This window comes from Duganella sp. HH101 (assembly GCF_001758795.1).
GTDB lineage: Bacteria > Pseudomonadota > Gammaproteobacteria > Burkholderiales > Burkholderiaceae_D > Rugamonas > Rugamonas rivuli.
In genome coordinates this window covers 75651-100673 of sequence record NZ_LRON01000022.1, presented here as the reverse complement: position 1 = coordinate 100673, position 25023 = coordinate 75651, and the positions used below count along the sequence as shown (strand labels likewise).

The window sequence follows — 25023 nt, the reverse complement described above, 5'->3', positions numbered from 1 at the left end:
TCCATGCTGCGCATGCAAAACCTGAGCAAAGTCTATCGTACCCACATGATCGAAACCCACGCGCTGCGCGGCTTCGAGATCAACGTCAAGCAGGGCGAGTTCGTCACCGTCACCGGCCCGTCCGGCTCCGGCAAGACCAGCTTCCTCAACATCGCCGGCCTGCTGGAAGAATTCACCGACGGCGAGTACATCCTCGACGGCATCAACGTCAAGGGCATGGACGACAACGCCCGCTCGCGCCTGCGCAACGAAAAGCTGGGCTTCATCTTCCAGGGTTTCAACCTGATCCCCGACCTGTCGCTGTTCGACAATGTCGACGTGCCGCTGCGCTACCGCGGCTTCAACGCCGCCGAGCGCAAGGAGCGCATCGAGGACGCGCTGGCCAAGGTCGGCCTGGCTTCGCGCATGAAGCACTACCCGGCCGAGCTGTCGGGCGGCCAGCAGCAGCGCGTGGCGATCGCGCGCGCGCTGGCCGGCTCGCCGAAACTGCTGCTGGCCGACGAACCGACCGGCAACCTGGACACCCAGATGGCGCGCGGCGTGATGGAGCTGCTGGAAGAGATCAACGCCCAGGGCACCACCATCCTGATGGTGACGCACGATCCGGAGCTGGCGGTGCGCTCGCAGCGCAACGTCCACATCATCGACGGCCAGGTGTCGGACCTGGTGCGCAAGGCGCCGTCGCTGTTTGATGCCAACGCCAACGCCAACGCCCATGCCCACGCCGACGGCAAAACCCATGTCGCATAAGGAGCGCCATATGTTCCAATACTATTTCGTCCTGGGCCTGCGCAGCCTGCGCCGCAACCCGGCCCTGACCGCGCTGATGGTGCTGACGCTGGCCGTCGGCGTGGCCGCCAGCGTGGCCACGCTGACCATCCTGCACGTGATGTCGGGCGACCCGATCCCGCACAAGAGCGACCGCCTGTTCGTGCCGCTGGTCGACAACGGCCCGCCGCAAAGCTACAAGCCCGGCGACGAGCCCAACGACAACCAGCTGAGCTACACCGACGCCAGGAACTTCCTCAACAGCAAAGCGGCCGAGCGCGCCACCGCGATCTACGGCGCCAGCGTGGCGGTCGAGCCCGAGCGCAAGGAGATCGGCCTGTTCATCGCGCGCGGCCTGGCCGTGGCCAGCGACTACTTCAATATGTTCGACGCCCCCTTCCGGCACGGCCAGGCCTGGAGCCCGGCCGACGACAAGGCCGCCGCCAACGTCGTGGTGCTGGGCCGCAAGCTGGCAGACAAGCTGTACGGCGATACCGACCCGGTCGGCAAGCGCATCACCCTGAGCGGCAAGCAGTACCAGATCGTCGGCGTGCTCGACAAATGGACCGTGGTGCCGCGCTTCCACCGCATCATCGGCAGCGCCGACGGCGCCTTCAGCGACGAGGACGACATGTTCGTGCCGTTCACCACATCGATCCGCAATGAAATGCAGCGCAACGGCAGCACCAGCTGCACCGACGACATCAGCCCCGGCTACCAGGCCTTCATCGATTCCGAATGCACCTGGATCCAGTTCTGGTTCGAGACCCGCAGCGCCAGCGACCGCGCCAGCCTGCAGAACTACCTCGACAGCTACGCCGCCGAGCAGCGCAAGCTGGGCCGCCTGAAACGCAGCGCCCCCAACCGGCTGTACGACGTGCGCGAATGGCTGGACTTCATGAAGGTGGTCGGCAACGACAACAAGCTGTCGGCCTGGCTGGCGTTCGGCTTCCTGGTGCTGTGCCTGGTGAACACGATAGGCCTGCTGCTGGCCAAGTTCTCGGTGCGCGCCGCCGAGGTCGGCATCCGCCGCGCGCTGGGCGCCTCGCGTCGCGAGATCTTCCAGCAATTCCTGATCGAGACCACGGTGGTCGGCCTGGTCGGCGGCGTGCTCGGCCTGGCGCTGGCCTTCGGCGCGCTGGCGCTGATCGCGATGCAGTCGACGGCGCTGACGGTGGTGGCCCATATGGACTGGATCATGCTGCTGACCACCTTCGCGATGGCGGTGCTGTCGGCCGTGCTGGCCGGCCTGCTGCCGACCTGGCGCGCCTGCCAGGTCACGCCCGCCATGCAACTCAAATCCCAATAAGGAATCATCATGGAAATCCGTCCCATCCTGTCCGCGCTGCTGCGCAACAAGACCGGCCCCATCCTGGTGGCGGTGCAGGTCGCGCTGAGCCTCGGCATCCTGGCCAACGCGCTGCACATCGTGCAGGTGCGCCAGGCCGTGTCGGCGCGCGCCAGCGGCCTCGCCAACGAAGCCGATGTCTTCACCATGCAAGTGCGCCGCCTGCAAAAAGGCAACCACCAGGAACAGCTGGCGGCGCAACACCGCGAAACCGACACCCTGCGCGCCGTGCCGGGCGTGCTCTCGGTGGCGTCCACCTCGCAGATGCCGCTGTCGCGCTCGGGCAACTACACCGGCGTGGCGACCGACCGCAAGCAGTTCAAGTCCACCCTCACCACCAGCACCTACGTCACCGCCGATTCGCTGGTCAAGACCTGGGGCCTGCAACTGGTCGACGGCCGCGACTTCCTGCCCGCCGAGGTGCTGGAGATCGACGAGAACACCAGCAACGAGTTTCCCAAGGTCGCCATCATCACCCGCCAGCAGGGCGAGAAACTGTGGCCGGGCGCGGCCAGCTTCGTCGGCAAGACCTTCTACTTCGGGGTCGGCGACGACGCCAGGAACGCGCGCGTGATCGGCGTGGTCGAGCGGCTGCAATCGCCGAACGCCCAGATCGGCGAGCGCGGCGACTTCTCCACCATCGTGCCGACCCGCCTGACCGGCGACGACGCCAGCGTCTATACGCTGCGCGCCGAGCCGGGCCAGCTGGACCGCGTGATCAAGGAGGCCGAGGCGGCGCTGCGCGCCTCGTCGCCGACGCCGGTCATCGTCAAGGTCAAGACCATGGTGGAACTGCGCCGCGACCGCTACCGCGCCGACAACGCGCTGGCGTGGATGCTGGTGACGGTCAGCGTGCTGCTGCTGCTGATCACCTCCAGCGGCATCGTCGGCATGGCCAGCCTGTGGGTCACGCAGCGCCGCAAGCAGATCGGCGTGCGGCGCGCGCTGGGCGCCCGCCGCCTCGACATCCTGCGCTACTTCATCACCGAGAACGTGATGATCACCAGCGTCGGCGTCGGCGCCGGCGTGCTGCTGGCGCTGGGCCTGAACCAGCTGCTGGTGAGCCAGCTGGAAATGGCGCGGCTGCCGGCCGGCTACCTGATCGCCGGCGCCGGCGTGTTCTGGGCGCTGGGCATCGCCGCCGTGTACGGCCCGGCCTGGCGCGCGGCGTCGATCTCGCCGGCCACCGCCACCCGCAGCGCCTAGCGTTGCACCGATGTTTGCCACACCGGGCATGCCGCGACAATGTTATGCTTACGGCATGCCTACCGTATTGATCATAGATGACAACGCCGCCGTCGCCATCGCGCTTGAAGTGCTGTTTTCGCTGCACGACATCGACGCGCTGCGCGCCGCCTCCCCCGAAGCCGGACTGGACATGCTGGAGCGCCACAGCGTCGACCTGGTGCTGCAGGACATGAACTTCACCGCCGACACCACCTCCGGCGAGGAAGGCACGGCGCTGTTCCGCGCCATCCGCGAGCGCCATCCCGAACTGCCGGTGATCCTGCTGACCGCATGGACCCACCTGGACGCGGCGGTCGACCTGGTCAAGGCCGGCGCCGCCGACTACCTGGCCAAGCCCTGGGACGACAACCGCCTGATCGCCACCGTCCACAATCTGATCGAGCTGGGCCAGACCAAGCGCGCGCTGCAGCAGCGCCTGCAGACCGAGCTGCGCCAGCGGCGCGAACTCGAACGCGGCTACGACCTGCGCGGCATGGTGTGGCAAGACCCGGCCACCGAGCGCGTGGTGCACCTGGCCTGCCAGGTGGCGCGCGCCGACGTGCCGGTGCTGATCAGCGGCCCCAACGGCACCGGCAAGGAACGCATCGCCGACATCATCCAGGCCAATTCCGCCGTCCGCGACGGTCCCTTCGTGGTGCTCAACTGCGGCGCCCTGCCGGCCGAGCTGATCGAGGCCGAACTGTTCGGCGCCGACGCCGGCGCCTACACCGGCGCCTCCAAGGCGCGCGAGGGCAAGTTCGAGGCGGCCGACGGCGGCACCCTGTTCCTCGACGAGATCGGCAACCTGCCGCTGGCCGGCCAGATGAAGCTGCTGCGCGTGCTGGAGACCGGCCGCTTCGAACGGCTCGGCTCCAACCGCGAGCGCCAGGTCAAGGTGCGCGTGGTCAGCGCCACCAACGCCGACCTGCAGGCCATGATACGGGCCGGCAGCTTCCGCGAAGACTTGTTCTACCGCCTCAACGTCATCGAGCTGCGCCTGCCGCCGCTGGCCGGACGCCCGGCCGACATCCTGCCGCTGGCCCAGCACTTCCTCGGCGCCGGCAAGCAGCTGCATCCGTCGGCGCAGGCGGCGCTGCTGGCCCACCCGTGGCCCGGCAATGTGCGCGAGCTGAAGAACGTCATGGCGCGCGCCGGCCTGCTGGCCGCGGGCGACCTCATCAAAGTGGGCGACCTCGGCCTGCCGGCCGCCGCCGGCGCCGTGCTGGAAGACGGCGCGCGCGAACCCGACCGCGACGCCATCGGCCTGGCGCTGAGCCGCGCCGGCGGCGTGGTGGCGCAGGCCGCCGCCGAACTGGGCCTGTCGCGCCAGGCGCTGTACCGCCGCATGGAGCGGCTGGGCATCGCCCGTCCCTGATGGGCGCCACGCCGCCGCCGCGGCCCCCGCGCCCGACAGGCATGCGCCTGTCGCTGCTGACGCGCTGGACGGCGCTGGTCGGCACGCTGCTGACGCTCGGCATCCTGATCGCATTGGCGCTGACCCATTTCTTCCCCGCCCATCCCGGCATGGTGCTGGCGGTCTGCCTGCTGTGCGTGCTGCCGATCTCCATCATCACCATCCGCGCCCAGCTCGAACACATGCTGTCGCTGTTCCGCGCGCTGACCGGCACCGTCACCAGCTACCAGGACGGCGACTTCTCGTTCAGCCTGCACTGGCCGCAGAACGACGAGCTCAGCGACCTGGTGGCGGCCCACAACACGCTGGGCGACGTGCTGCGCCAGCAGCGCCTGGACCTGGTGCAGCGCGAGCTGCTGCTCGACACCATGGTGCAGAACACGCCGGTGGCGATGCTGCTGGTGCGCGAGGCCGGCCCCGTGGTGTACGCCAACATCGCCGCGCGCCAGCTGCTGCACCAGGGCCGCCGGCTCGAAGGCCACCGCCTCGACGAGATCCTGGCGCAAGCCTCGCCGGCGCTGCGCGAAGCGATGGCGCGCGGCGGCGACGGCTTGTTCACCACCCGCGAGGCCGGCGCCGCCGAGGGCCAGGAAGCGCTCGACCAGGAAGAGGTCTACCACCTGGCCCGCCGCAGCTTCAACCTGAACGGCCGCAAGCACGAGCTGCTGCTGCTGCGCCAGCTGACCATGGAGCTGCGCCGGCAGGAAGTGCAGACGTGGAAAAAAGTCATCCGCGTCATCAGCCATGAGCTGAACAATTCGCTGGCGCCGCTGACCTCGCTGGCGCATTCCGGCGCCGAGCTGGTGCGGCGCGGCCAGACCGAGCGCCTGCCGCAAATCCTCGCCACCATCGAAGAGCGCACGCGCCACCTGGAAAGCTTCATCCTCGGCTATGCGCGCTTCGCCAAGCTGCCGGCGCCGCGGCTGGAGTTGCAATCGTGGCCGGCCTTCCTGGCCCAGCTGGCGGCCCAGGTCGACTTCACGATCGCCGGCGAGCCGCCCGCCGAAGCGTGCGCCTTCGATCCCTCGCAGCTGGAGCAGGCGCTGCTGAACCTGCTCAAGAACGCCCACGAATCGGGCTCGCCGGCCGACCAGGTCAGCCTGGAGGTGCGGCGCCTGCACGACGCCGTGCGCATCGACGTGCTCGACCGCGGCCCCGGCATGAGCGACACCGTGCTGACCAACGCGCTGGTGCCGTTCTACTCCACCAAGCGCAGCGGCACCGGCCTGGGCCTGGCGCTGGCGCGCGAAATCGCCGAAGCCCACGGCGGCCGCATCACGCTGGCCAACCGCGACGGCGGCGGCCTGACCGTCACGCTGGTATTGCCGGTGTCGGCAATCAGCAACTAATACGTCATTACTAAATTGAAATTAAGTTGATGTTTTGCACAACGGAAATTGACCATTTGCAATTTCCCATTGCTCAGCCCGGGAGTTAGCCCCGCCCTATGATTCTTGCCCACGCGATAAAAAAATAGCTGATTGACATCGAAAATCCCCAGGCGTAATTTGGTCCGGTAGTCCGGGGGTTTCATGAATCAAGTCTTACATTTCGCGGGGATAATATGAAATTAAAATCAATATTGGCAGCCGGTTTGATGGCGGCCGCGGCAGGGGGGGCGATGGCGAACAACTACGCGCCAGCGGTAGTCGCCATGGCCGGCGGTCCGTCCAACTGGACCGTTCCGTTCGGCACGTCGCATACTGACGGCCTGTCTTTCATCGATACCTACACCTTCTCGTATTCCGGCCTGCCGGGCACGGCGCAGGGCTTCTTCGCCAACTTCGCCAACTTCTCGCCGCCGTCGCCGACCATGCTGAACTTCAGCTGGGCCGACATCAACGGCGTGCCGCTGCCGATCTTCAACGGCTTCGTCTCGGGCAGCGTGTTCTTCGGCATCCCGGTGAACGGCCTGATCACGCTGACCATCATCGGCAACGATATCGGCCACGCCAGCTACGCCGGCACGCTGGACATCACCTCGGCCGTGCCGGAACCCGCCACCTACGGCATGCTGCTGGGCGGCCTGGCGCTGATGGGCCTGGTTGCGCGGCGCCGCAAGTCCTGAACGCCACGCCCCTTAAAAAGACGCTGCGGCGTCTTTTTTTACGCCGCACGCGCGGCCGGGCGGGCTGGTAAACTAGCGCCATGTCACTCGCCAACACCTCCCCCTCCCGCTTCGACGCCCCCGGCCATCCGCCCGCCACCATCACCGAATTCCAGGGCGTGCGCAGCCTGCACCTCGGCACCTCCTGGGTGCAGGGCGCGATGCGCCTGGCCAAGCCGGACCACATCGAGCTGGAATATGTGCAGATGATGATGATGTGGCTGCTGTTCAACGACCAGCCGCGCCACATCGTCCAGCTGGGCCTGGGCAGCGCCGCGCTGACCAAGTTCTGCTACCGCCGCCTGCCGGACGCGCGCGTGACGGCGGTCGAGCTCAACCCCAATGTGATCGCCATCTGCCACGCCAAGTTCGGCCTGCCGCCCAACGACGCGCGCCTGAACGTGCTGGAAATGAACGCCATGGATTTCGTGCTCGACCCGGCCAACCATGGCAGCGTCGACATCCTGCAGGTGGATTTGTACGACGAGGAGGCGCGCGGCCCGGTGCTGGACTCGCCCGAGTTCTACCAGGCCTGCTTCGACACCCTGCGCGACGGCGGCATCATGACCACCAATGTGTTCGGCGACTTCGCCAACTACGACAAGAACCTGCAGGCGATGGAACTGGTGTTCGACGCCGTGGTCTGGCTGCCGGAGGTGCACGACGCCAACATCGTGGTGATCGCCTTCAAGCAGTCGCCGGTGCTCGATTTCAGCGTGCTGTACGAGCGCGCCGGCGCCATCAAGAAGAGCTTGAACCTGCCGGCCAAGTCCTGGGTCAACGGTTTGAAGGGCTGGATGCTGGACCAGCAATAGGGCCGCGCACGGACCGGCCCGCGCGCCGGTTTGATGCGTGCGCACCACAATATCGCACCGTTTTGCAGCAGCCCGTCGGCCAGATTACGCCAAGTCGTCGTATAACGCACGCAATATTGTCAAATGTGCATATTTCGCAACAATGTGGTGCATGCCGCGTTGCAGCGCACTCCGCCGCCAAGCTAGTATTTTTCTCGACGCCGCTATCCGCGTGTGCGTCCACTAAAACGAGAGAGATACATGACAAGAGCACCTCACTTCAAACGCACGCTGGTAGCCAGCGCCATTCTGCTGCTGGCCGCCGGCCAGGCCAGCGCCCAGACCGCCGCCGCAGACGCGCCGGCCCCCGAACAGACCGTGGTCGTGCTGGGCTCGCGCTCGGTGGCCAAGACCGCGCTCGACACCTCGTCCCCGGTCGGCCTGATCAGCCTGAAAGACATGCAGACCGCCGGCCCGCTGGAACTGGGCAAGCTGCTGCAGACGCTGGACCCGTCGTTCAACTTCTCCAGCACCTTCATCAGCGACGGCACCGACTCGATCCGCCCCGCCACGCTGCGCTCGCTGGGACCCGACCAGGTCCTGGTGCTGGTCAACGGCAAGCGCCGCCACCAGCAGGCGCTGGTCAACGTGCAGCAAACCATCGGCCGCGGCTCGGCCGGCACCGACATCAACGCCATCCCGCTGGGCGCCATCCACCACATCGAAGTGCTGCGCGACGGCGCCGCCGCCCAGTACGGCTCGGACGCGATCGCCGGCGTGATCAACATCGTGCTGAAATCGCAGGTCAACGAGACCCAGTTGAGCGGCAGCTACGGCACCACCTCCGAAGGCGACGGCGACCTGTACTCCGGCACCGCCAACACCGGCTTCGCGCTGGGCCAGGACGGCGGCTTCATCAACCTGACCGCCGAAGCGCGCAAGCGCGGCGAGACCAACCGCGCCGGCCCGGATTCGCTGCGCACCCAGCCGGGTCCGCCGCGCGTGACCCAGCACATCGGCGACAGCAACACCAAGGACGGCTACCTGTGGTGGAACGCCGCGCTGCCGATCGACAAGGCCAGCGAGTTCTACGCCTTCGGCGGCATCTCCAAGCGCAAGAGCGACTCGTACGGCTTCTTCCGCTCGGCCGGCGACGACCGCACCATCCCGTCGCTGGCGCCGAACGGCTACCTGCCCTCCATCCACACCGACATCAAGGACGCCTCGTTCGCCTTCGGCTACCGCCGCGACCTGCCGAACGACTGGAAGGCCGACGTCAGCATCAACTACGGCGCCAGCGAGCTGGGCTTCCATGAAGCGGACAGCGTCAACGTCAGCTACTGGTACGAGAAAAAGGCCGACGGCAGCATCTACGGCGAATCGCCGCGCGACGCCAACACCGGCACGCTCAAGTTCAACCAGCTGACCTTCAACGCCGACGTCAAGGGCCCGGTCAAGTTCGGCGACAGCAGCGTGTTCCTGGCCACCGGCTTCGAATACCGCGCCGACCACTACCAGATCGTCGCCGGCGACCCGGTCTCCTACCAGTACGGCCGCACCAACAACCCGGCGATCGCCATCACCACGCCGAGCGGCGCCACCGCCGCCGCCGGCATCCAGGGCTTCCCGGGCTACACGCCGGCCACCGCCGTCGATTCGGGCCGCCACAACATCGCGCTGTTCCTCGACGCCGAAACCAAGCCGGTCGACACCCTGACGCTGGCCGGCGCCGTGCGCTATGAAAAATACTCGGACTTCGGCAGCACCGTCACCGGCAAGCTGAGCGCCCGTTTCGATCCGACCAAGCAGATCGGCTTCCGCGGCAGCCTGTCGACCGGCTTCCGCGCGCCGAGCGTGCAGCAAGAGTTCTACAGCTCGGTCTCGACCAACCTGAACAACGGCGTGCTGACCGAAACCCTGACCGCGCGCCAGGGCAGCGCCGTCACCAAGGCCTTCGGCATCGCGCCGCTGAAAGAGGAAACCTCGACCAGCGGCAGCGTCGGCATGGTGCTGCGTCCGGCGAAGAATATGTCGCTGACCGCCGACCTGTACGAGATCAAGATCAAGGACCGCATCGTGTTCTCCAGCGAGATCGCGCCGGAGGCCGGCGGCGGCCCGATCGCCAACATCCTCAAGCCGTTTGCCGTGGGCCAGGCGCAGTTCTTCACCAACGCGGTCGACACCCGCACGCGCGGCCTGGACATCGTGGCCGAGCATACGTCGAAGTTCGCGGCGTCGACCTTGGTGCTGTCGGGCCAGCTGGGCTTCAATAAAACCGAAGTCACCAAGCGCCACTCGACCTCCTCGGTGCTGACCGGCGAGCAGCTGTTCGACAAGTCGCAGGTGACGCTGATCGAACACGGCCAGCCGCGCAAGCACCACGTGATCGCCGCCGACTACACCGCCGGCCAGTGGAACGTCAACACCCGCGCCAACTACTACGGCGAAGTCGAAGCGGAAAACTTCAGCCCGCTGCAGAAGTGGGACGCCAAGTGGCTGGTCGACGCCTCGGTACGCTATGCCTACACCAAGCGCACCTTCTTCAGCATCGGCGTGAACAATATGTTCAACCAGCTGCCGTCGGAGTGGACCAATGGCGGCAACTTCCCGAAACTGGGCTTCACCCGCTGCTGGGAAACCTGCCCGATCGGCGTCAACGGCCGCTCGATGTACGTGCGCGCCGACACCGCGTTTTAATTTGACGTAGCCTCAATGTCGTCTTGAACGGTTGGCGGCGAAGGCCGCCAGGTGCACCACCGCCGCCAACTGTTTGACCAGTCCCTCCATCCGCTCGGCCGGCACTTGTGCGTAGCCGAGCATCAGCCCCTTCCAGCCCGACACGCCCTGGGTATCCTTGCCGCTCAGCGGCTCGGCGACGATGCCGTGCTCCAGCGCCTGCGCGCTGATCGCGTGGTCGTCCAGTTCCGGCAGCGTGAAGCGCAGCGCCAGGTGCATGCCGGCCGAGCCGCCGTGCACCGTCGCCACCGACCCCAGATGCCTATCCAGCGCCGCCACCAGCGCGTCGCGCCGCTGCCGGTACAGCCGCCGCATGCGGCGCAGGTGCAGCGCGAACTGGCCGCTGCGCAGGAACTCCGCCAGCGCCAGCTGCTCGGCCACGCGCCCGCGCGCCGACGATTGCGCGCGCATCTGCGCGAAGGACTCGGCCAGCCACGGCGGCACCACCACGAAGCCGATCCGCAGCGACGGGAACATGGTCTTGCTGAAGGTGCCCAGGTAGACCACCGGCGCGTCCGGCGCCAGGCCCTGCATGGCCCGGCAACGGCGCGCCGTCGTGGCGGAATTCGCTGTCGTAGTCGTCCTCGATGACCAGCGCGCCGGCCTCGCGCGCGGCGGCGATCAGCGCCAGCCGGCGGCGGCAGGCTGAGCACGCCGCCCACCGGATACTGGTGCGACGGCGTGGTGTAGACCAGGCGCGGCGGGCGCAGCAGCCAGTCGTCGGCGCTGGCGCCATGCCGTCGTCGTCGATGTCGATGCCGGCCGCAGCGTTCATGGCGTGGCCGGCGCGCGCCGCCGCCAGCGCGCCGCCGTCAGCAGGGCTGGTCTCGATCCAGATGGTGTCGCCGACGTCGGCCAGCGCGCGCACGCACAGGTCCAGGCTGCTCTGGGTGCCGTCGGTGATGAACACCTGGGCGGCGTCGCACACCACGCCGCGCGCGGCGCGCAGGTGGTCGGCGATGGCTTCGCGCAGCAGCGGCTCGCCGGCCGGGTCGCCGTAGTTGAGCTGCTCCACCGTCATCGCGCGCCAGGCCCGTTCCAGCATGCGGCGCCACAGCGTCAGCGGAAAATGGTCGAGCGCCGGCACGCCGGGCACGAAGGCGCCCATCATCTCGGCCGGCCCGGGTTGCGGCCGCAGCGCCAGCGCGCGCTGCGACAGGCCGGCCTGCGGCGTGGCCGCGTGCCGCCGTGGCGCCGGCTGGCGGTCCGGCGCCACGGCGGCCACCACGGTGCCGCGGCGGTCGGTGGTGACATAGCCTTCGCTGGCCAGCTGCTCGTAGGCGTACAGCACGGTGTTGCGGGCCAGGCCCAGCTCCTCGGCCAGCGTGCGCGAGGCGGCCAGCCGCGTGCCCGCCGCCAGCGTGCCGCTGCGGATCGCCGCGCGCAGGCATTCGTGCAGCAGGCGCTGGCGCGGCCAGCCGCGATGGCGGTTCTGGTCGGCATAGCCGTCGATCAGCAGGGCGATATCCATTCCTGGTTCCATGAAAAGCTGTTGTTCCGGACCTGTTTCCGGAGCCAGCCCCGCATTATATGGCCATCCCGGTTTTCGACGCCCTGTCCCCCCGAATCGGCATTCCGTCGGAAGCCTCCCGGCTCGCCGCCCGGACTTTTGTAGACTTCTTTGCATCATTTAATTTTGGAGGGAAGACATGCGCAAAGGGACACACTGGATCTTGGGACTGATCGCCACGCTGCCTTTCGCCGCGCAGGCGCAAGGGATGTTGACGGGACTGGACCGCGACATGGCCGGACCGCGCGCGCAAGTGCTGGTGCTGGGCACCGTCCACCTGCGCGAGATGCCGGCCGATTTCAACCCGGCCGCGCTGGACGGCGTGCTCAATCGGCTGGCGGCGTTCAAGCCGGACATCATCACGATTGAAAAGGAGTCCGGCGAAGAATGCGATATGGCGGCGCGCCATCCCGTCAAGTACGGCGCCGGCTACTGCCCCTCGACCGAGGCCGCGAAGGCCGCCACGGGCATGGACATGCCGGCGGCCATCGCCGAAGCCACCAGGACGCTCAAGGCCTGGCCCGCGCAACCGACGCCGGCGCAGCGGCGGCGCCTGGCCGCGCTGTTCATGGCGTCGAACGACACCGCCTCGGCCTACGTGCAGTGGCTGCAGCTGCCCGAGGCCGAACGCCACGCAGGCGACAGCTTGAGCGCAGCGCTGGTGGAGACGCTCGAAAAAGCCGGACGCCGCAACGGCGAAGACTATCAACTGGCCGGCCGCCTGGCCGCGCGCCTCGGCCTGCCGCGCGTCCATGCGGTGGACAACCACACCGGCGACAATCTCGACGTGCAGGACGTCAAGGCCTTCGTCCGCTCGATCGAAGCCGCATGGGCCGCAGGCGGGGCCACGCTGAAAGCAAACGAGAAACGCGAGGATGCGCTGTCGCGCGAGGCCGACCTGCTGCCGCTGTACCGCGTCATCAACGACAGCCAGAACCTGCGCGTGCGCGCCGAAGGCAACGTCGGCCCGGCCATGCGCGCCAAATCGCCCGAAAACTACCCGCAGATCTGGGTCGGCGGCTGGGAAGTCCGCAACCTGCGCATGGTCGCCAACATCCGCGAAACCTTCCGCGAACGTCCGGGCGCCCGCGTCCTGACGATCGTCGGCGCCACCCACAAGCCGTGGTTCGACGCCTGGCTCGGCCAGCTGCAGGGGGTGGACATCGTGGATACGGCGGCGGTGCTGAAATAGCGACGCCGGCTACTTGGCCAGCAACGGCGCCATCGCGGCCTTGACCGCGTCGCGCAGCAGAGAGTTGATCAAGTCGACTTTCTCGGCGCTGTCCATGGTGTCCCAGATCTCCATGCCGCTGGCCTCGCTCGACGGGCGGACCACGATCGACGACTGGTTCGATTTGACCTCGCCCACCGGCGCCAGCGTGCGGGCGTCCAGCAGCCGCGCCTTGACGTAGGCAAAGGGCCCCAGCATGCCGCGCGATGAGATCGACGATTCGGTGCCGCGCAACAGCGTGGTGTCGTCGATGTAGAACCCGAGTCCCTCCAGCTGGCCGGTGCCGGTCGAGCCGTTGGTCAGTTTGAAGTAGGCATTGTCGCGCTGCTTCGTCACCAGCACCAGGTGGCTCACACCGCGATCCTTGAGCAGATCGATCAGGTAATCGCGATTGGCCTGGTTGGCCTCGGGCTTCTCGAACATTGCGCCCCGGCCGGCGCAACATGGAACAGCATGCTGGCGAATGCGGCGACGAGTATCCTGGCATTGAGATTCATATGGCTTCCACGGCGTTGGTGATCGAGTCGCCGCGAACATGCGGCGCGCCCAGTCTACAGGGTTGCCTGCGGCAGAAATGCACAGATAATCACATCGGCGGCTCGCTGGCCCTATAAAAATGGATATTTCTGGACCTGTCGCAGGAGCCATGCAAGCCGTATATTTCGGCCTCAACCTTTTTGGATGGAGATCATGACCGAACCAGCAACCCACGCCGCACCGAGCGAACGCACCCGCGTCCGCCGCATTCCGACCAACGCGCACTACGACACCGCGACGCTGCACGCGATCATCGACGACGCCTACCTGTGCCACATCGCCTTCGCCGACGAGAAGGGCGCGCACTGCATCCCGACCGCCTGCTGGCGCGAGGGTAATCACTTGTACATCCACGGCTCCAACGGCAGCCGCATGCTCAAGCGTTTGACGGAGAGCGAGACCTGCGTGACCATCACGCACCTCGACGGCCTGGTGATGGCGCGTTCCGCGTTCAATCATTCGATGAACTACCGTTCGGCGATGATCTACGGACGCTTCGAAGTGGTGGCGGACGAAGCCGAGCGGCGCAGCACGATGGCGGTCTTCATGGAGAAGCTGGTGCCGGGCCGCCAGGCCGAGATCCGTCCGGGCTCGGACAAGGAGTTCGCGGCCACCACCGTGATGCGCATCGCGCTCGACGAAGCGGCGTGCAAGGTGCGCTCCGGCCCGCCGGAGGACGACGAGGAAGACATGAGCTGGCCGGTGTGGACGGGCGTGCTGCCGTTCGAGCGCGTGCAGATGAAGCCGGTGGTCGACCCGCAATGCACCCAGCCAGCGCCAGCTTATGTGGTGGGCTGGCAGAAGTGGTAGCGGGAGGCTAGCAGCTACCCGGCCGTATTGAACCCCGCGACAGCGTCCACCAGCTGCTGCCTGACCCAGACATGGGCAGGGTCGCGGTGGACGCGTTCGTGCCAGATCATGGCTGGCGACAACGGCGCAAGCTGTAGCGGCACATCCAGCAGCGCGAGCGGCAGCCTTTGCGCCAGCAAGCGCGCCAGACGGCCGGGCAGCGTAAGTATCATATCGCTGTCCGCCACCAGCATCGCACCGGCAAGAAAATGGGGCACCCGCAACGCGACGTGGCGGGTGTGTCCCAGCGCCGACAGCGCAACGTCAACCGCACTCTCCCCCACACCGGAAATGGTCACGGCAATGTGGCGCAAGCTCACATAACGCTCCAGACTGAGTCCGTCCGCCACAACGGGATGGCCGGACCTCAGCACGCACACCAGGCTGTCGGTATAAAGACCGCGCCGATGCAAACTGCCGGGCAGCGCCTCGAAAATTCCCAACGCCAGATCCGCGCCGCCCTGCTCGATCAGCCGCACGTTGTCCCCGGCGGGTTGCGCGATATGGAGGCTGAGCGCAGGCGCATGGCGCTCGAAGCGGGCCATCAGCCCGGCCAGGACCGTCAGGCTCAGGTGGTCGTGCGCGGCGATCGTGACGCGCCCCGTTGCCGAGGCGGGATCGAAGACGGCCGGCGAAACGATGCCTCGCGCATCGTCCAGCAGCTTGGCCACCGGCCCCGCCAGCGCCTCGCCGCGCGGCGTCAGCTCCAGACCAAGCTTGCCGCGCACCACCAGGCGATCGCCCAGCATCGTGCGCAACCGCCCCAATGCGCGACTGGCGGCCGGCTGGCTCAAGCCCAGCCGCAGGCCCGCCTGGGTGACGCTACGCTCCCGAACGAGCGCCTCGAACAGCTTCAACAGATTGAGATCGACTGTAGATAAATCCACTTGGTGCATGTTGACTATGACTTTCATGCCATTTATGTATGTCGAGTAATCATCCACCATTCAGGTTCATCTGAATAGGAGATTTTTGCATGACTACTTCCGCTTCCCTTCCTTACGCAGTATTCGGTGTCACCGGCCGCACCGGCGCCGCCACCGCCGATGCGCTGCTGCGCGCAGGACTAGCCGTGCGCGTCGTGGTGCGCGATCCGGCCCAAGGCCGGCCGTGGGCCGAACGCGGCGCAGAGGTCGCCGTGGCCGACCTGACCGACCTGGCTTCGATGACCAAGGCGCTCAGCCGGGTGCGGGGCGCCTATGTCGTCAGCCCGCAGCAGTACCACCGCGAAGACCTGTTCGGGATCGCAGCGTTGATCGCCGATACCACGGCACGCGCTGCGGTGGCGGCCGGGGCGCCCAGGCTGGTGGCGCTGTCCTCGGTGGGCGCCGACCGCGAAAGCGCAACAGGATGGATAGGAATGAACCGCATCTTCGAACAGCGCCTGGGCGCAACCGGTATCCCCGCTACCTTCCTGCGCGCCGCCTACTTCATGGAGAACTGGTTGCCGATGGTCGGACATGCGATGCGCAGCGGCACGCTGCCGTCCTTCCTGGCGCCGGCGCGGCGTGCGATCCCGATGGTGGCGACGGCCGATGTCGGCAGTGCCGCAGCCGCCTTGCTGCAGGAAGAGAGAACGGGGCCCCGCATCGTCACGCTCTCGGGGCCGAGAGATTACGCCCCGAACGATGTCGCCGCCGCCATCTCCGCCGCGCTTCGGAAGCCTGTCGACGTGGCGGTGCTACCGGAGACAGAATGGCCCAACGCGCTGGCGGATGCCCATTTTTCAAAAGCCGCCCTTGCTGGCTTCACCGAAATGACGCGCAGCCTCAATGACTCGCATATCGACATCAAGAGCGATCCCAGCGCGGTCGAATGGACAGGCACGACGACACTCGAACAAGTCTTTCAACGCTTGACTCTGACGTAACGTGATACCCGAAACTTGGTGCACTCATCACCAAGGAAAGGGACATCATGCGTAAGCTTCAACAGATAGCCAAGGCCGCTGCGGCGGCCGGCGCACTCAGCCTGTCGATCATCGCGCCGGCCGCCGGCGCCGCTCCGCTGCGCGAACAGGATGACACCGTCACCGTCGCCGGCGTGGAGATCGCCTGCCGCCTCACCTTCCCGTCCGGGCCGGCGCAGGGCGCGGTGCTTTTGCTGCCGGGCTCACTCTTCAGCGACGTCGACGGCAACTACCCGACCATGAACATCAAGCCCCACCTGTACGCCGATCTGGCGGCGCAGCTGGGCGAGCGCGGCTTCGCCGTGCTGCGGATGGCGAAGATCGGCCCGGGCACCGGCTCGCGCACGGTGGACGCCCAAGCCGGTGCCCGCCACGCCGTCTTTGCGACCCGCGCCGAAGTGGCGTCCGCCGGCCTGGCATTGCTGCGCAAGGCCGCGCCGGCCCGTCCCCTGATCGTGGCCGGACACAGCGAAGGCGCGCTGGTCGCCTCGCTGCTGGCCAGCGGCCCCGATGCGACGGCCATCGACGGCGTGGTCATGCTGTCCGGCCCGGCCCTGCCCATACTCAGCCTGCTGCGCGAGCAGGTGGCCGCCATGGCGCCGCCGGGCGCCAGCCCCGATCTGACGATGCTCGACCGCGCCATCGCCGCCATCCGCGCCGGCGAGCCTTTGCCTGCGGGCGCGCAAGCCGATCCGCAAACGGCGATGCTGGCAACCATGCCCGCCTTCAGCCTGGCCTACCTGCGCAGCACCGACCTTCACGCCCCCGTGGCCGAACTGGCGCGCGTGCGCCAACCGGTGCTGATCGTTCAAGGCGGACGCGATGGATCGGTGCCGCCGGCGCACGCGGCCCGTCTCCACGAAGGACGGAACAAGCTGCCGACCGAACTGGCACGCTTCCCCGAACTGAACCACTTCTACAAGGTCACGCCGCCCGACATGCCGCCGATGCAATCGATGGCGCTCGACACCACCAGCGATCCGGCGGTCGCCGAGCGCATCGCCCGCTGGGCGCAAGCACTGCTGTGACGCCGGGCCGCTACACCTGGTCCGGGCCGATCTGGCAGGCCGCGCCGCCGGCCGGGCCGCGGAACGGGTCGTCAAGCAGCGCGAACCGCGCGGCCAGGAAGTCCACCAGCAGCCGCGTGGCCGGCAGCATGCCGCGCCGGGTCGGCATCACCGCGTAGATCACTTCGGTCTTCGGCGCCCAGCCGGGCAAGACCTCGATCAGCTGCCGCAGCGCCAGGTCGTCGTGCACCTGCGCGCTCGGCAGCTGCACGATGCCGACCCCGCGCAGCGCGGCCAGGCGCAGCATGCCCATATCGTTGACCGCCAGGCGCGGGCGGTGCCGCACCGTGCTGCTGGCGCCGCCGTGGTGATGCAGCGTCCAGCTGTAGTCGCGCTGCACCTTGCCGTGGTGCGCGCTGGGAAAGCGCTCCAGATCCTCCGGCGACGACGGCATCCCCAGCCGCTGCAACAGGTCCGGACTGGCCACCAGCCGCTGCACGCGCTGCGACAGCTCGCGCGAAATCAGGTCCGAATCCTCGAATGGCGGCACGCGCACCCGCAACGCGATGTCCACGCCTTCCGCCACCACGTCCACGCTGCGGTTGCTGGCCTCCAGCTGCACCTCCACGCGCGGGTACTGCAGCATGAACTGCGTGATCATCAGGCCGACGCACTCCGCCAGCAAGGCGATCGGACAGGTCAGGCGCAGCAGGCCGGCCGGCTCGTTGCTGCTCATCGCCACCGACTCCTCGGCTGCTGCGGCGGCGGACAACATGGCGCGGCAATGCGTGTAGTAGTTCTGGCCCACCTCGGTCGCCTTGAAGCTGCGCGTGTTGCGCACGATCAGGCGCACGCCGAGCCGCTCTTCCAGCAAGGCGATGCGCCGGCTGAGGCTGGATTTGGGGATGCCCAGCGCCCGCGCGGTGGGGTTGAACCCGCCGTGGTCGATCACCATCACAAAATACTGCAGGTCGTTGAGGTCAAGCATAGGCGGGCGGAGTTGTCAGAAACAGTTATCAAAAAACGGGCGGGACTATAGCACGCAGGCAGGGGCGCCACTGTCCCATGCACGGGAAGGTGCTGACAGTTTCCACGGACTACCGGGACTTGTCTATACAAATCTAGAATGAGCTCGCTTTTCCCTACCACCCACCGCAAGGAGCTTCACCATGACCGCCCCACTGTCGACCATCGACCGCTTCGAAATCTTCGAACAGCTCCATCTGCACCAGCGCTACATCGACAACGACGCCAGCCGCGCCTCCGCCGAACTGTACGCGTCGCTGTACTGGCCGGAAGCGCGCTTCACCGTGAACGACATCCGCCAGAACGTGTTCGACGGCCCGGCCGGCATGAAGCAGCTCTACGACTACGCCCACAGCGTGTTCCCGATGCAGCGCATGCGCCACTCGCTGGGCACCTTCGTGATCCAGGGCGCGGGCGACGCCGCCACCGTCGAATGGAACTGGGTCGTCACCTGGCGCGAAGGCGGCGAAGGCTTCCTGTCGACCGGCACCTACTTCGACAAGTTCGAAAAACGCGGCGGTATCTGGAAGTGCGTGGACCGCATCTCCCACGTCGATCCGAACTGGCCGGCCGAGAAGTTCCAGCCCTGGGTGGACCGCCAGGACCAGACCTTCAAGGCATCCTGAGGCAGCGCCATGAGCGACCCACACGCAAGCGGCGACGCCTTGCTGGAAGGCCTGCTGGCGGCGCTGCAGGCCACCTTCGGCCGCCATCCCGGCCAGCGCGCCACGCATGCGAAGGGCATCGTGGCGAGCGGCTCCTTCACCGCCACGGCCGCCGCCGGGCGCTTGAGCCGCGCGGCGCGCTTCCAGGGACAGGCGGTGCCGCTCACGTTGAGGTTCAGTAATTTCAGCGGCGTGCCGCAGACGCCGGACGGCGCCCCCATGGCCAGCCCGCGCGGCCTCGGCATCCGCTTCCATCTGGAGGACGGCGCGGAGACGGACATCGTGGCCCACTCCTTCGACGGCTTCCCGGTGGGGACGCCGCAGCAGTTCCTCGAATTCCTGCAAGCCATCGCGGCCTCGCTCTCCGAATCCGCGCCCGATGCCGCGCCGCTGGAGCGCTTCCTCGCGGCCCACGACAGTGCGCGCCATTACCTGGAAACGCCGAAGCCTGCGCCGTGCAGCTACGCATCGCTGCCCTATTTCGGCGTCAACGCCTTCCTGCTGGCCGCCGCCGACGGCGCGCTGAGCATGGGCCGCTACCGCATCGATCCAACGCTGGCCCACGCCTTCGTGCCGGACCACGAATTGCCGGCGCTGGCCGACGGCTATCTGGCCGACGAACTGGCGGCGCGGCTGGCGCAGGGGCCGGTCTCCATGCGGCTGAAGTTCCAGCTGGCCGGCCCCGGCGACGACAGCGCCGACGGCTCCATCGCCTGGCCGCACAGCGGGCCGGAAGCCCGCGCCGAGATCGACCTCGGCGAACTGCGGATCACGGCGCTGGCCGACGACCAGGTCCAGGCCGCGCGCGATCTGGCGCTGGACCCGGGCCGATTGATCGACGGACTGATGCTGTCCGACGACCCCATGGTCCCGGTGCGCAGCGCGGTCTACCGCCTGGCCGCAAGCCGCAGACGTTAAGCACTACCCACAACAACCACCATCGCATCAGGAGAACAAACATGCTACGCAAAGCAATCGCCACGGCCGTACTGGCCACTTCCGCACTGGGCGCGCAAGCCCAGACCTCCGCTGCACCTACCTCGGTCGTACTGGTGCACGGCGCCTTCGCCGACGGCTCCGACTGGGCGCAAGTCATCCCGCTGCTGCAAGCCAAAGGCCTGCACGTACAGGCGGTACAGAACAGCCTCGATTCGCTGGCCGGCGACGCCGCCGCAACCCGCCGCTCCATCGACGCCGCGCCGGGCAAAGTGATCCTGGTTGGCCACTCGTGGGGCGGCAGCGTCATCACCGAAGCCGGCACTCACGCCAAAGTAGCGGCGCTGGTGTACGTCGCCGCATTCGCGCCGGCCAGCGGCCAGACCACCGGCGAGTTGGGCAAGGACTACCCGCCATCGCCAGGCCAGCGCGAATTCGTCAAGGACGCGCAAGACTACCTGTCGCTGTCCGCCAAGGGCATGAGCACCGCCTTCGCGCAAGACCTGCCGGCCGACGTGACCAAAGTGATGGCCGCCACCCAGGGCGCGATCCAGGCCAGGGCTTTCGAAGACCGCATCAGCACCGCCGCCTGGACCACCAAGCCGTCCTACTACATCGTCAGTGAGCAGGACCGCATGATCCCGCCCGAGCTGCAACGCGTGCTGGCCAGCCGCATCAAGGCCAAGACCACCAGCCTGCAATCGAGCCACGTCCCACACCGCTCGCATCCGGCCGAAGTGGCGCAGGTGATCCTGCAAGCGGCCGGCATCTCCCAATAACGTCACACAGGAATTTTCATGGCCAAGGTTTTAGTCCTTTACTACTCGTCCTACGGGCATCTCGAACAGATGGCGCACGCCATCGCCGAAGGCGCCAGCGCGGCCGGCGCCACGGTCGATGTCAAGCGCGTGCCGGAAACGGTGCCGGTGGAAGTGGCGCAGCGCGGCCACTTCAAACTGGACCAGATCGCACCGGTGGCCACCGCCGCCGAGCTGGAACACTACGACGCCATCATCATCGGCACGCCGACCCGCTACGGCCGCATGGCCTCGCAGATGGCGGCCTTCCTCGACCAGACCGGCGGCATGTGGGCGCGCGGCGCCTTCACCGGCAAGGTCGGCGCGGCCTTCACCTCCACCGGCACCCAGCACGGCGGCCATGAGCAGACGCTGTTCTCCGTCATCACCAACCTGCTGCACTTCGGCATGGTCATCGTCGGCATGCCGTACACGCATGCGGGCCAGTCCACGTCGGCGGAAATCGTCGGTGGCTCGCCATACGGCGCCGGCACCATCGCCGGCAACGACGGCTCGCGCCAACCCACCGCCATCGACCTGGCCGGCGCCCGCCACCAGGGCGAAGTCGTCGCCCAGACCGCCGCCAAACTGTTCGGCTAACCACAGACCACCACCACAGCCATGACTTCCCTCTCTTCCCTGAAAATTTTGAACGACATCGTCGACATCCTGGTGGTCGGCGGCGGCTCGGCCGGCGCCGTGCTGGCCTCGCGCCTGAGCGAGCGCGCAGACCGCAGCGTGCTGCTGCTGGAAGCCGGCCCCGCCCACGCGGCCTGGGACTACCCCGCAGTCATCAGCAGCAGCGACCGGCTCGGCGGCGACCAGGATCACGAATGGGGCTACAAGACCGAGCCAGGCTACATCGGCCATCCGGTCGGCGCCCTGCGCGGCAAGGTACTGGGCGGCAGCTCCGGCATCAACGGCGCAGTCGCCATTCGCGCACGCGCCAGCGACTTCCAGAACTGGAACCTGCCCGGCTGGTCCTACGACGAACTGCTGCCATCCTTCAAACGGCTGGAAGACAGCGACGGCGGCGCCACCGACCTGCACGGCCAGGGCGGCCCGCTGCCGGTGCGCCAGCTGACGCGTGCGGACACCACGCCGATGCAGCAAGCCTTCACCGACGCGGCCCTCGCCGCCGGGTACGCGGCCGTCTCCGATTTCGACGGCGCGGACCCGCACGGCGTTGGTCCGTACCGCATGAACGTCGTCAACGGCGTGCGCGTCAACACCGGCATGGCCTACCTTGGCAACAGCGTGCGCGCCCGCGCCAATCTGCGCGTGCAGGGCGGCGTGACGGTCGACCGCGTACTGTTCGAAGGCACGCAAGCGGTCGGCGTGCGCCTGGCCGACGGCCAGGTGATCAAGGCGAAGCAAGTGGTGCTCAGCGCCGGCACCTACGGCAGCGCGGCCATCCTGCTGCGCTCCGGCGTCGGTCCCGCGAAAGAGCTGGAGGCTCTGGACATTCCGTCGGTGGCCGACCTGCCGGTGGGCCAGCGCCTGAAGGACCATCCGTTCTACTACAACGCCTACGCCGCCAAGCCGGAAGCCATCGGCGCACAGTCGCCCGCCATCGGCGCCAAGCTGTGGACCCGCAGCAGCCTGGCCAAGCCTGGCGAACTGGATCTGCACATCACCGCCACCCACCTGTTCCCGCATGAATTCAGCCCGACCAAGGTCGGCTTCGTACTGGCGGTGGCGCTGACGCTGCCGCAATCGGTGGGCAAGTTCCGCATCACCACACGCGATCCGCTGGCCGCACCGTCCATCGACCTGAACTTCCTGGCCGACGCGGGCGACCGCGCTCGCCTGCTGGAAGGCGTGAAGCTGGCGCGCAAGCTGGGCCAGACCGCTCCTCTGTCCGCGCTGGTGCACAGCGAGCTGGCGCCGGGCGCGGACGCCCAGGACGACAGCGCCATCGAGCGCTCCATGCTCGACACGCTGGACACCTACCACCATCCGACATCCACCGTGCCGATGGGCCGCGACGGCGATCCGCACGCGGTGCTGGACCTCGAATGCCGCGTGCGCGGCCTGACGGGCCTGCGCGTGGTGGACGCCTCGATCTTCCCGGACACCGTGTCGGTCGCCACCAACATCACCACCATCGCGATCGCCGAACACGCGGCCGCGCGTTTCTTCTGACCTTACCGAGAACGATCATGAACAAACCCGAACACAACACGCTGGCCCGCCACTGGATCAACGGCGAATGGCTAAGCTCCGACGACATCCGCGAGTCGTACAACCCCGCCACCGGCGGCGTGATCGGCAGCTACGCCGACGGCGGCGCGCACGAGGCGGCGCTGGCCATCGCCGCGGCCCGCCAGGCTTTCGAACAGGGCGACTGGGCGGAGGACGCTATCCTGCGCGCCCGCGTGCTGGAAGAACTGGCGGCATCCTTCGAACGCCACCGCGACACGCTGATCGAGTTGCTGGCAACGGAGAACGGCAAGATCAAGCCGGAAGCCGGTTTTGAAGTCGACATGGTTCCATCCAAGCTGCGCTTCGCGGGCGCGCTGGCGCGTACCGAATTGGGCCGCAGCGGTTCGCCGCGCCGCAACGCGGTCTCCGTGCTGCTGCGCGAGCCGGTCGGCGTGGCCGGCATCATGGTGCCTTGGAATTCGCCGGTGATCCTGATGGTCCGCTCGCTGGCGCCTGCACTGGCAGCCGGCACCACGGTCGTCATCAAAATGCCGAGCCAGACCGCGCAAGTCAACGCACTCGTGGCGCGCATCATGTCGGAAGCGCCATCGCTGCCGCGTGGCGTAATCAATATGTTCACCGAGTCCGGCGCAGAAGGCGCCAAGCTGATGGTGGCGTCGTCCGACGTGCCGGTCATCAGCTTCACCGGTTCCACCCGCACCGGCCAGGCCATATCCGCCGTGGGCGCGCAGCAGCTCAAGCGCTTCGGCCTGGAGCTGGGCGGCAAGACGCCGCACCTGCTGTTCGACGACGCCGACCTGGACGCTGCGCTGCCGGTGATCGAGAAATCGCTGACCGTGTTCGCCGGCCAGTTCTGCATGACCGGCTCCCGCCTGCTGGTGCACCGCGACATCGCGCAACAGGTGCGCGAGCGTCTCGCGGCGCGGCTGGAGGCGGTGCGGGTCGGCCCTGCCGCCGACGCGGACAGCGACATGGGTCCGCTGATCGACAAGGCCAACGTGGCGCGCGTGGATGCGGTGGTGAACCGTGCCATCGCATCCGGCGCCAAGGTGCTGCTGCGCGGTGGTCCGGTCAGCGAAGGTCCGCTGGCCGCAGGCGCCTTCTACCGCCCTACATTGCTGGAAGTGAGCGACGCCAAGCTGCCTATCGTGCAGGAAGAGACCTTCGGCCCGGTGATGACGCTGCAGGTATTCGACAGCGAACAGGAGGCCCTTGCACTGGCCAACGACAGCGAGTACGGCCTGGCCGCAGCCATCTGGACGCGCGACACCAAACGCTCGTTGCGCTTGGCCCGCAAGATCAAGGCCGGCACGATCTGGATCAACGACTGGGCGCAGGTGTTCGATGAGTTCGAGGAAGGCGGCTACAAGCAGTCGGGCCAGGGGCGGCTGAACGGCATGACGTCGATCGACGACTTCCTGGAGTCCAAGCACATCGCCTTCACCAACCTATGAGCCAGGGCGCGGCAGACCAGGCCGCGCTGCTGGTGCAGCACGCGGTGGCGCCGGCGGCCAGGACGCAGTACGAGGCCTGGGTCGCCAACGTCACTTTGGAGTGCCAGCGTTACGCGGGCTTCCAGGGCGTTGCGGTGATGCGGCCGAAGGGCCGCGATACGACCTACACTTTGCTGGTGCATTTCGACACCCACGCGCAGTTGCAGGACTGGGTGGGTTCGGAACGGCGCCGCCAGCTGGTGGAGGAGCTTCGGCCGCTGCTGCTGCGCGAGGAGCGCGTGCGGGCGGGCATGGGCTTGTGGTTCTCGCCGGCCTACACCGGCCCGCAGGCAAAACCGTATAAACAGTTTCTCTTGACGCTATCGGCCATCTACCCACTGACCCAAATGGTTCCGGCCGTCTTGCGCATGCTGACCGGCAGCTGGGGGCTGCCATCGGCCCTGGTGCAGCTGTCCGCGTCCGCGCTGACCGTGTGGCTGATGGTGTATGTGATCATGCCGCGCTACGTCAAGGCGGTCTCCGGCTGGCTCACGCGCTAGACA

General features: G+C 67.6%; 22 protein-coding genes and 1 pseudogene. 19 read left to right on the top strand and 4 right to left on the bottom strand.

Annotated features, from left to right (window positions below; translation table 11 throughout):
* Nucleotides 1-3: 3 nt before the first annotated feature.
* From DUGA2_RS26515 to DUGA2_RS26480, 8 genes are all read left to right on the top strand, one after another.
* Nucleotides 4-750, top strand: a complete 747-nt coding sequence (locus tag DUGA2_RS26515) for an ABC transporter ATP-binding protein (protein ID WP_070272394.1) — start codon at nt 4-6, stop codon at nt 748-750.
* 10 nt (nt 751-760) lie between these two features.
* The gene (locus DUGA2_RS26510) at nt 761-2077 is read left to right on the top strand and encodes an ABC transporter permease (RefSeq protein WP_070272415.1); all 1317 of its coding nucleotides are present in this window, start codon (nt 761-763) and stop codon (nt 2075-2077) included.
* A gap of 9 nt (nt 2078-2086) precedes the next feature.
* A complete protein-coding gene (locus DUGA2_RS26505; RefSeq protein ID WP_070272393.1) occupies nt 2087-3322 on the top strand; it encodes an ABC transporter permease in 1236 nt (411 codons plus the stop codon).
* Between the two features lie 55 nt (nt 3323-3377).
* Nucleotides 3378-4718 (top strand): sigma-54 dependent transcriptional regulator, encoded by a 1341-nt coding sequence (locus DUGA2_RS26500; RefSeq protein WP_070272392.1) that lies wholly within the window; start codon nt 3378-3380, stop codon nt 4716-4718.
* A gap of 41 nt (nt 4719-4759) precedes the next feature.
* Nucleotides 4760-6106 (top strand): PAS domain-containing sensor histidine kinase, encoded by a 1347-nt coding sequence (locus DUGA2_RS26495; protein WP_070272414.1) that lies wholly within the window; start codon nt 4760-4762, stop codon nt 6104-6106.
* Nucleotides 6107-6321: 215 nt separating this feature from the next.
* The gene (locus DUGA2_RS26490; RefSeq protein ID WP_307171327.1) at nt 6322-6825 is read left to right on the top strand and encodes an FxDxF family PEP-CTERM protein; all 504 of its coding nucleotides are present in this window, start codon (nt 6322-6324) and stop codon (nt 6823-6825) included.
* A gap of 80 nt (nt 6826-6905) precedes the next feature.
* On the top strand, nt 6906-7679 hold the full coding sequence (locus DUGA2_RS26485; protein ID WP_070272390.1) for a spermidine synthase: 774 nt from the start codon (nt 6906-6908) through the stop codon (nt 7677-7679).
* Between the two features lie 240 nt (nt 7680-7919).
* Entirely contained in the window at nt 7920-10355 is a 2436-nt protein-coding gene (locus DUGA2_RS26480) for a TonB-dependent siderophore receptor (RefSeq protein WP_070272389.1), read from the top strand.
* Nucleotides 10356-10367: 12 nt separating this feature from the next.
* On the opposite strand, the pseudogene DUGA2_RS35040 reads toward DUGA2_RS26480, so the two are convergent.
* Nucleotides 10368-11865 (bottom strand): annotated as a pseudogene (locus tag DUGA2_RS35040) (PLP-dependent aminotransferase family protein).
* Nucleotides 11866-12043: 178 nt separating this feature from the next.
* On the opposite strand from DUGA2_RS35040, the gene DUGA2_RS26470 reads away from it, so the two are divergent.
* Entirely contained in the window at nt 12044-13096 is a 1053-nt protein-coding gene (locus DUGA2_RS26470) for a DUF5694 domain-containing protein (protein ID WP_070272388.1), read from the top strand.
* Nucleotides 13097-13105: 9 nt separating this feature from the next.
* Here the strand turns inward: DUGA2_RS26470 and DUGA2_RS26465 are convergent, their stop codons facing one another.
* Nucleotides 13106-13558 carry a hypothetical protein gene (locus DUGA2_RS26465; protein WP_070272387.1) on the bottom strand — a complete coding sequence of 151 codons (453 nt, stop codon included), beginning with the start codon at nt 13556-13558 and terminating at the stop codon, nt 13106-13108.
* Between the two features lie 267 nt (nt 13559-13825).
* On the opposite strand from DUGA2_RS26465, the gene DUGA2_RS26460 reads away from it, so the two are divergent.
* Nucleotides 13826-14482, top strand: coding sequence for a pyridoxamine 5'-phosphate oxidase family protein (locus DUGA2_RS26460; RefSeq protein WP_070272412.1), 657 nt, complete (start codon nt 13826-13828; stop codon nt 14480-14482).
* A gap of 14 nt (nt 14483-14496) precedes the next feature.
* Here the strand turns inward: DUGA2_RS26460 and DUGA2_RS26455 are convergent, their stop codons facing one another.
* Complete coding sequence (locus DUGA2_RS26455; protein ID WP_229214778.1) at nt 14497-15435, bottom strand: LysR family transcriptional regulator; 939 nt, start codon at nt 15433-15435, stop codon at nt 14497-14499.
* Nucleotides 15436-15497: 62 nt separating this feature from the next.
* Here DUGA2_RS26455 and DUGA2_RS26450 point away from each other — a divergent pair, with 62 nt between their 5' ends.
* Entirely contained in the window at nt 15498-16391 is an 894-nt protein-coding gene (locus DUGA2_RS26450; protein WP_070272386.1) for an NmrA family NAD(P)-binding protein, read from the top strand.
* 47 nt (nt 16392-16438) lie between these two features.
* Nucleotides 16439-17458, top strand: coding sequence for an alpha/beta hydrolase (locus DUGA2_RS26445; RefSeq protein WP_070272385.1), 1020 nt, complete (start codon nt 16439-16441; stop codon nt 17456-17458).
* A 10-nt stretch (nt 17459-17468) separates the two neighbouring features.
* Here the strand turns inward: DUGA2_RS26445 and DUGA2_RS26440 are convergent, their stop codons facing one another.
* On the bottom strand, nt 17469-18425 hold the full coding sequence (locus DUGA2_RS26440) for a LysR substrate-binding domain-containing protein (protein ID WP_070272384.1): 957 nt from the start codon (nt 18423-18425) through the stop codon (nt 17469-17471).
* A gap of 181 nt (nt 18426-18606) precedes the next feature.
* Between DUGA2_RS26440 and DUGA2_RS26435 the strand changes: the two genes are divergently transcribed.
* The 7 genes from DUGA2_RS26435 to DUGA2_RS26405 are packed head-to-tail and all read left to right on the top strand — an operon-like array spanning nt 18607 to nt 25020.
* Nucleotides 18607-19089 carry a nuclear transport factor 2 family protein gene (locus tag DUGA2_RS26435; protein ID WP_070272383.1) on the top strand — a complete coding sequence of 161 codons (483 nt, stop codon included), beginning with the start codon at nt 18607-18609 and terminating at the stop codon, nt 19087-19089.
* 9 nt (nt 19090-19098) lie between these two features.
* On the top strand, nt 19099-20046 hold the full coding sequence (locus DUGA2_RS26430) for a catalase family peroxidase (RefSeq protein WP_070272382.1): 948 nt from the start codon (nt 19099-19101) through the stop codon (nt 20044-20046).
* A 41-nt stretch (nt 20047-20087) separates the two neighbouring features.
* Complete coding sequence (locus tag DUGA2_RS26425; RefSeq protein ID WP_070272381.1) at nt 20088-20843, top strand: alpha/beta fold hydrolase; 756 nt, start codon at nt 20088-20090, stop codon at nt 20841-20843.
* An 18-nt stretch (nt 20844-20861) separates the two neighbouring features.
* The gene (gene wrbA, locus DUGA2_RS26420) at nt 20862-21461 is read left to right on the top strand and encodes an NAD(P)H:quinone oxidoreductase (protein ID WP_070272380.1); all 600 of its coding nucleotides are present in this window, start codon (nt 20862-20864) and stop codon (nt 21459-21461) included.
* Between the two features lie 21 nt (nt 21462-21482).
* The gene (locus DUGA2_RS26415; protein ID WP_070272379.1) at nt 21483-23006 is read left to right on the top strand and encodes a GMC family oxidoreductase; all 1524 of its coding nucleotides are present in this window, start codon (nt 21483-21485) and stop codon (nt 23004-23006) included.
* A gap of 17 nt (nt 23007-23023) precedes the next feature.
* A complete protein-coding gene (locus DUGA2_RS26410; RefSeq protein ID WP_070272378.1) occupies nt 23024-24481 on the top strand; it encodes an aldehyde dehydrogenase family protein in 1458 nt (485 codons plus the stop codon).
* Nucleotides 24478-25020, top strand: coding sequence for an antibiotic biosynthesis monooxygenase (locus tag DUGA2_RS26405; RefSeq protein WP_083296485.1), 543 nt, complete (start codon nt 24478-24480; stop codon nt 25018-25020). Before DUGA2_RS26410 ends, DUGA2_RS26405 begins: the two co-directional genes overlap by 4 nt.
* The last annotated feature ends 3 nt before the right edge of the window (nt 25021-25023 follow it).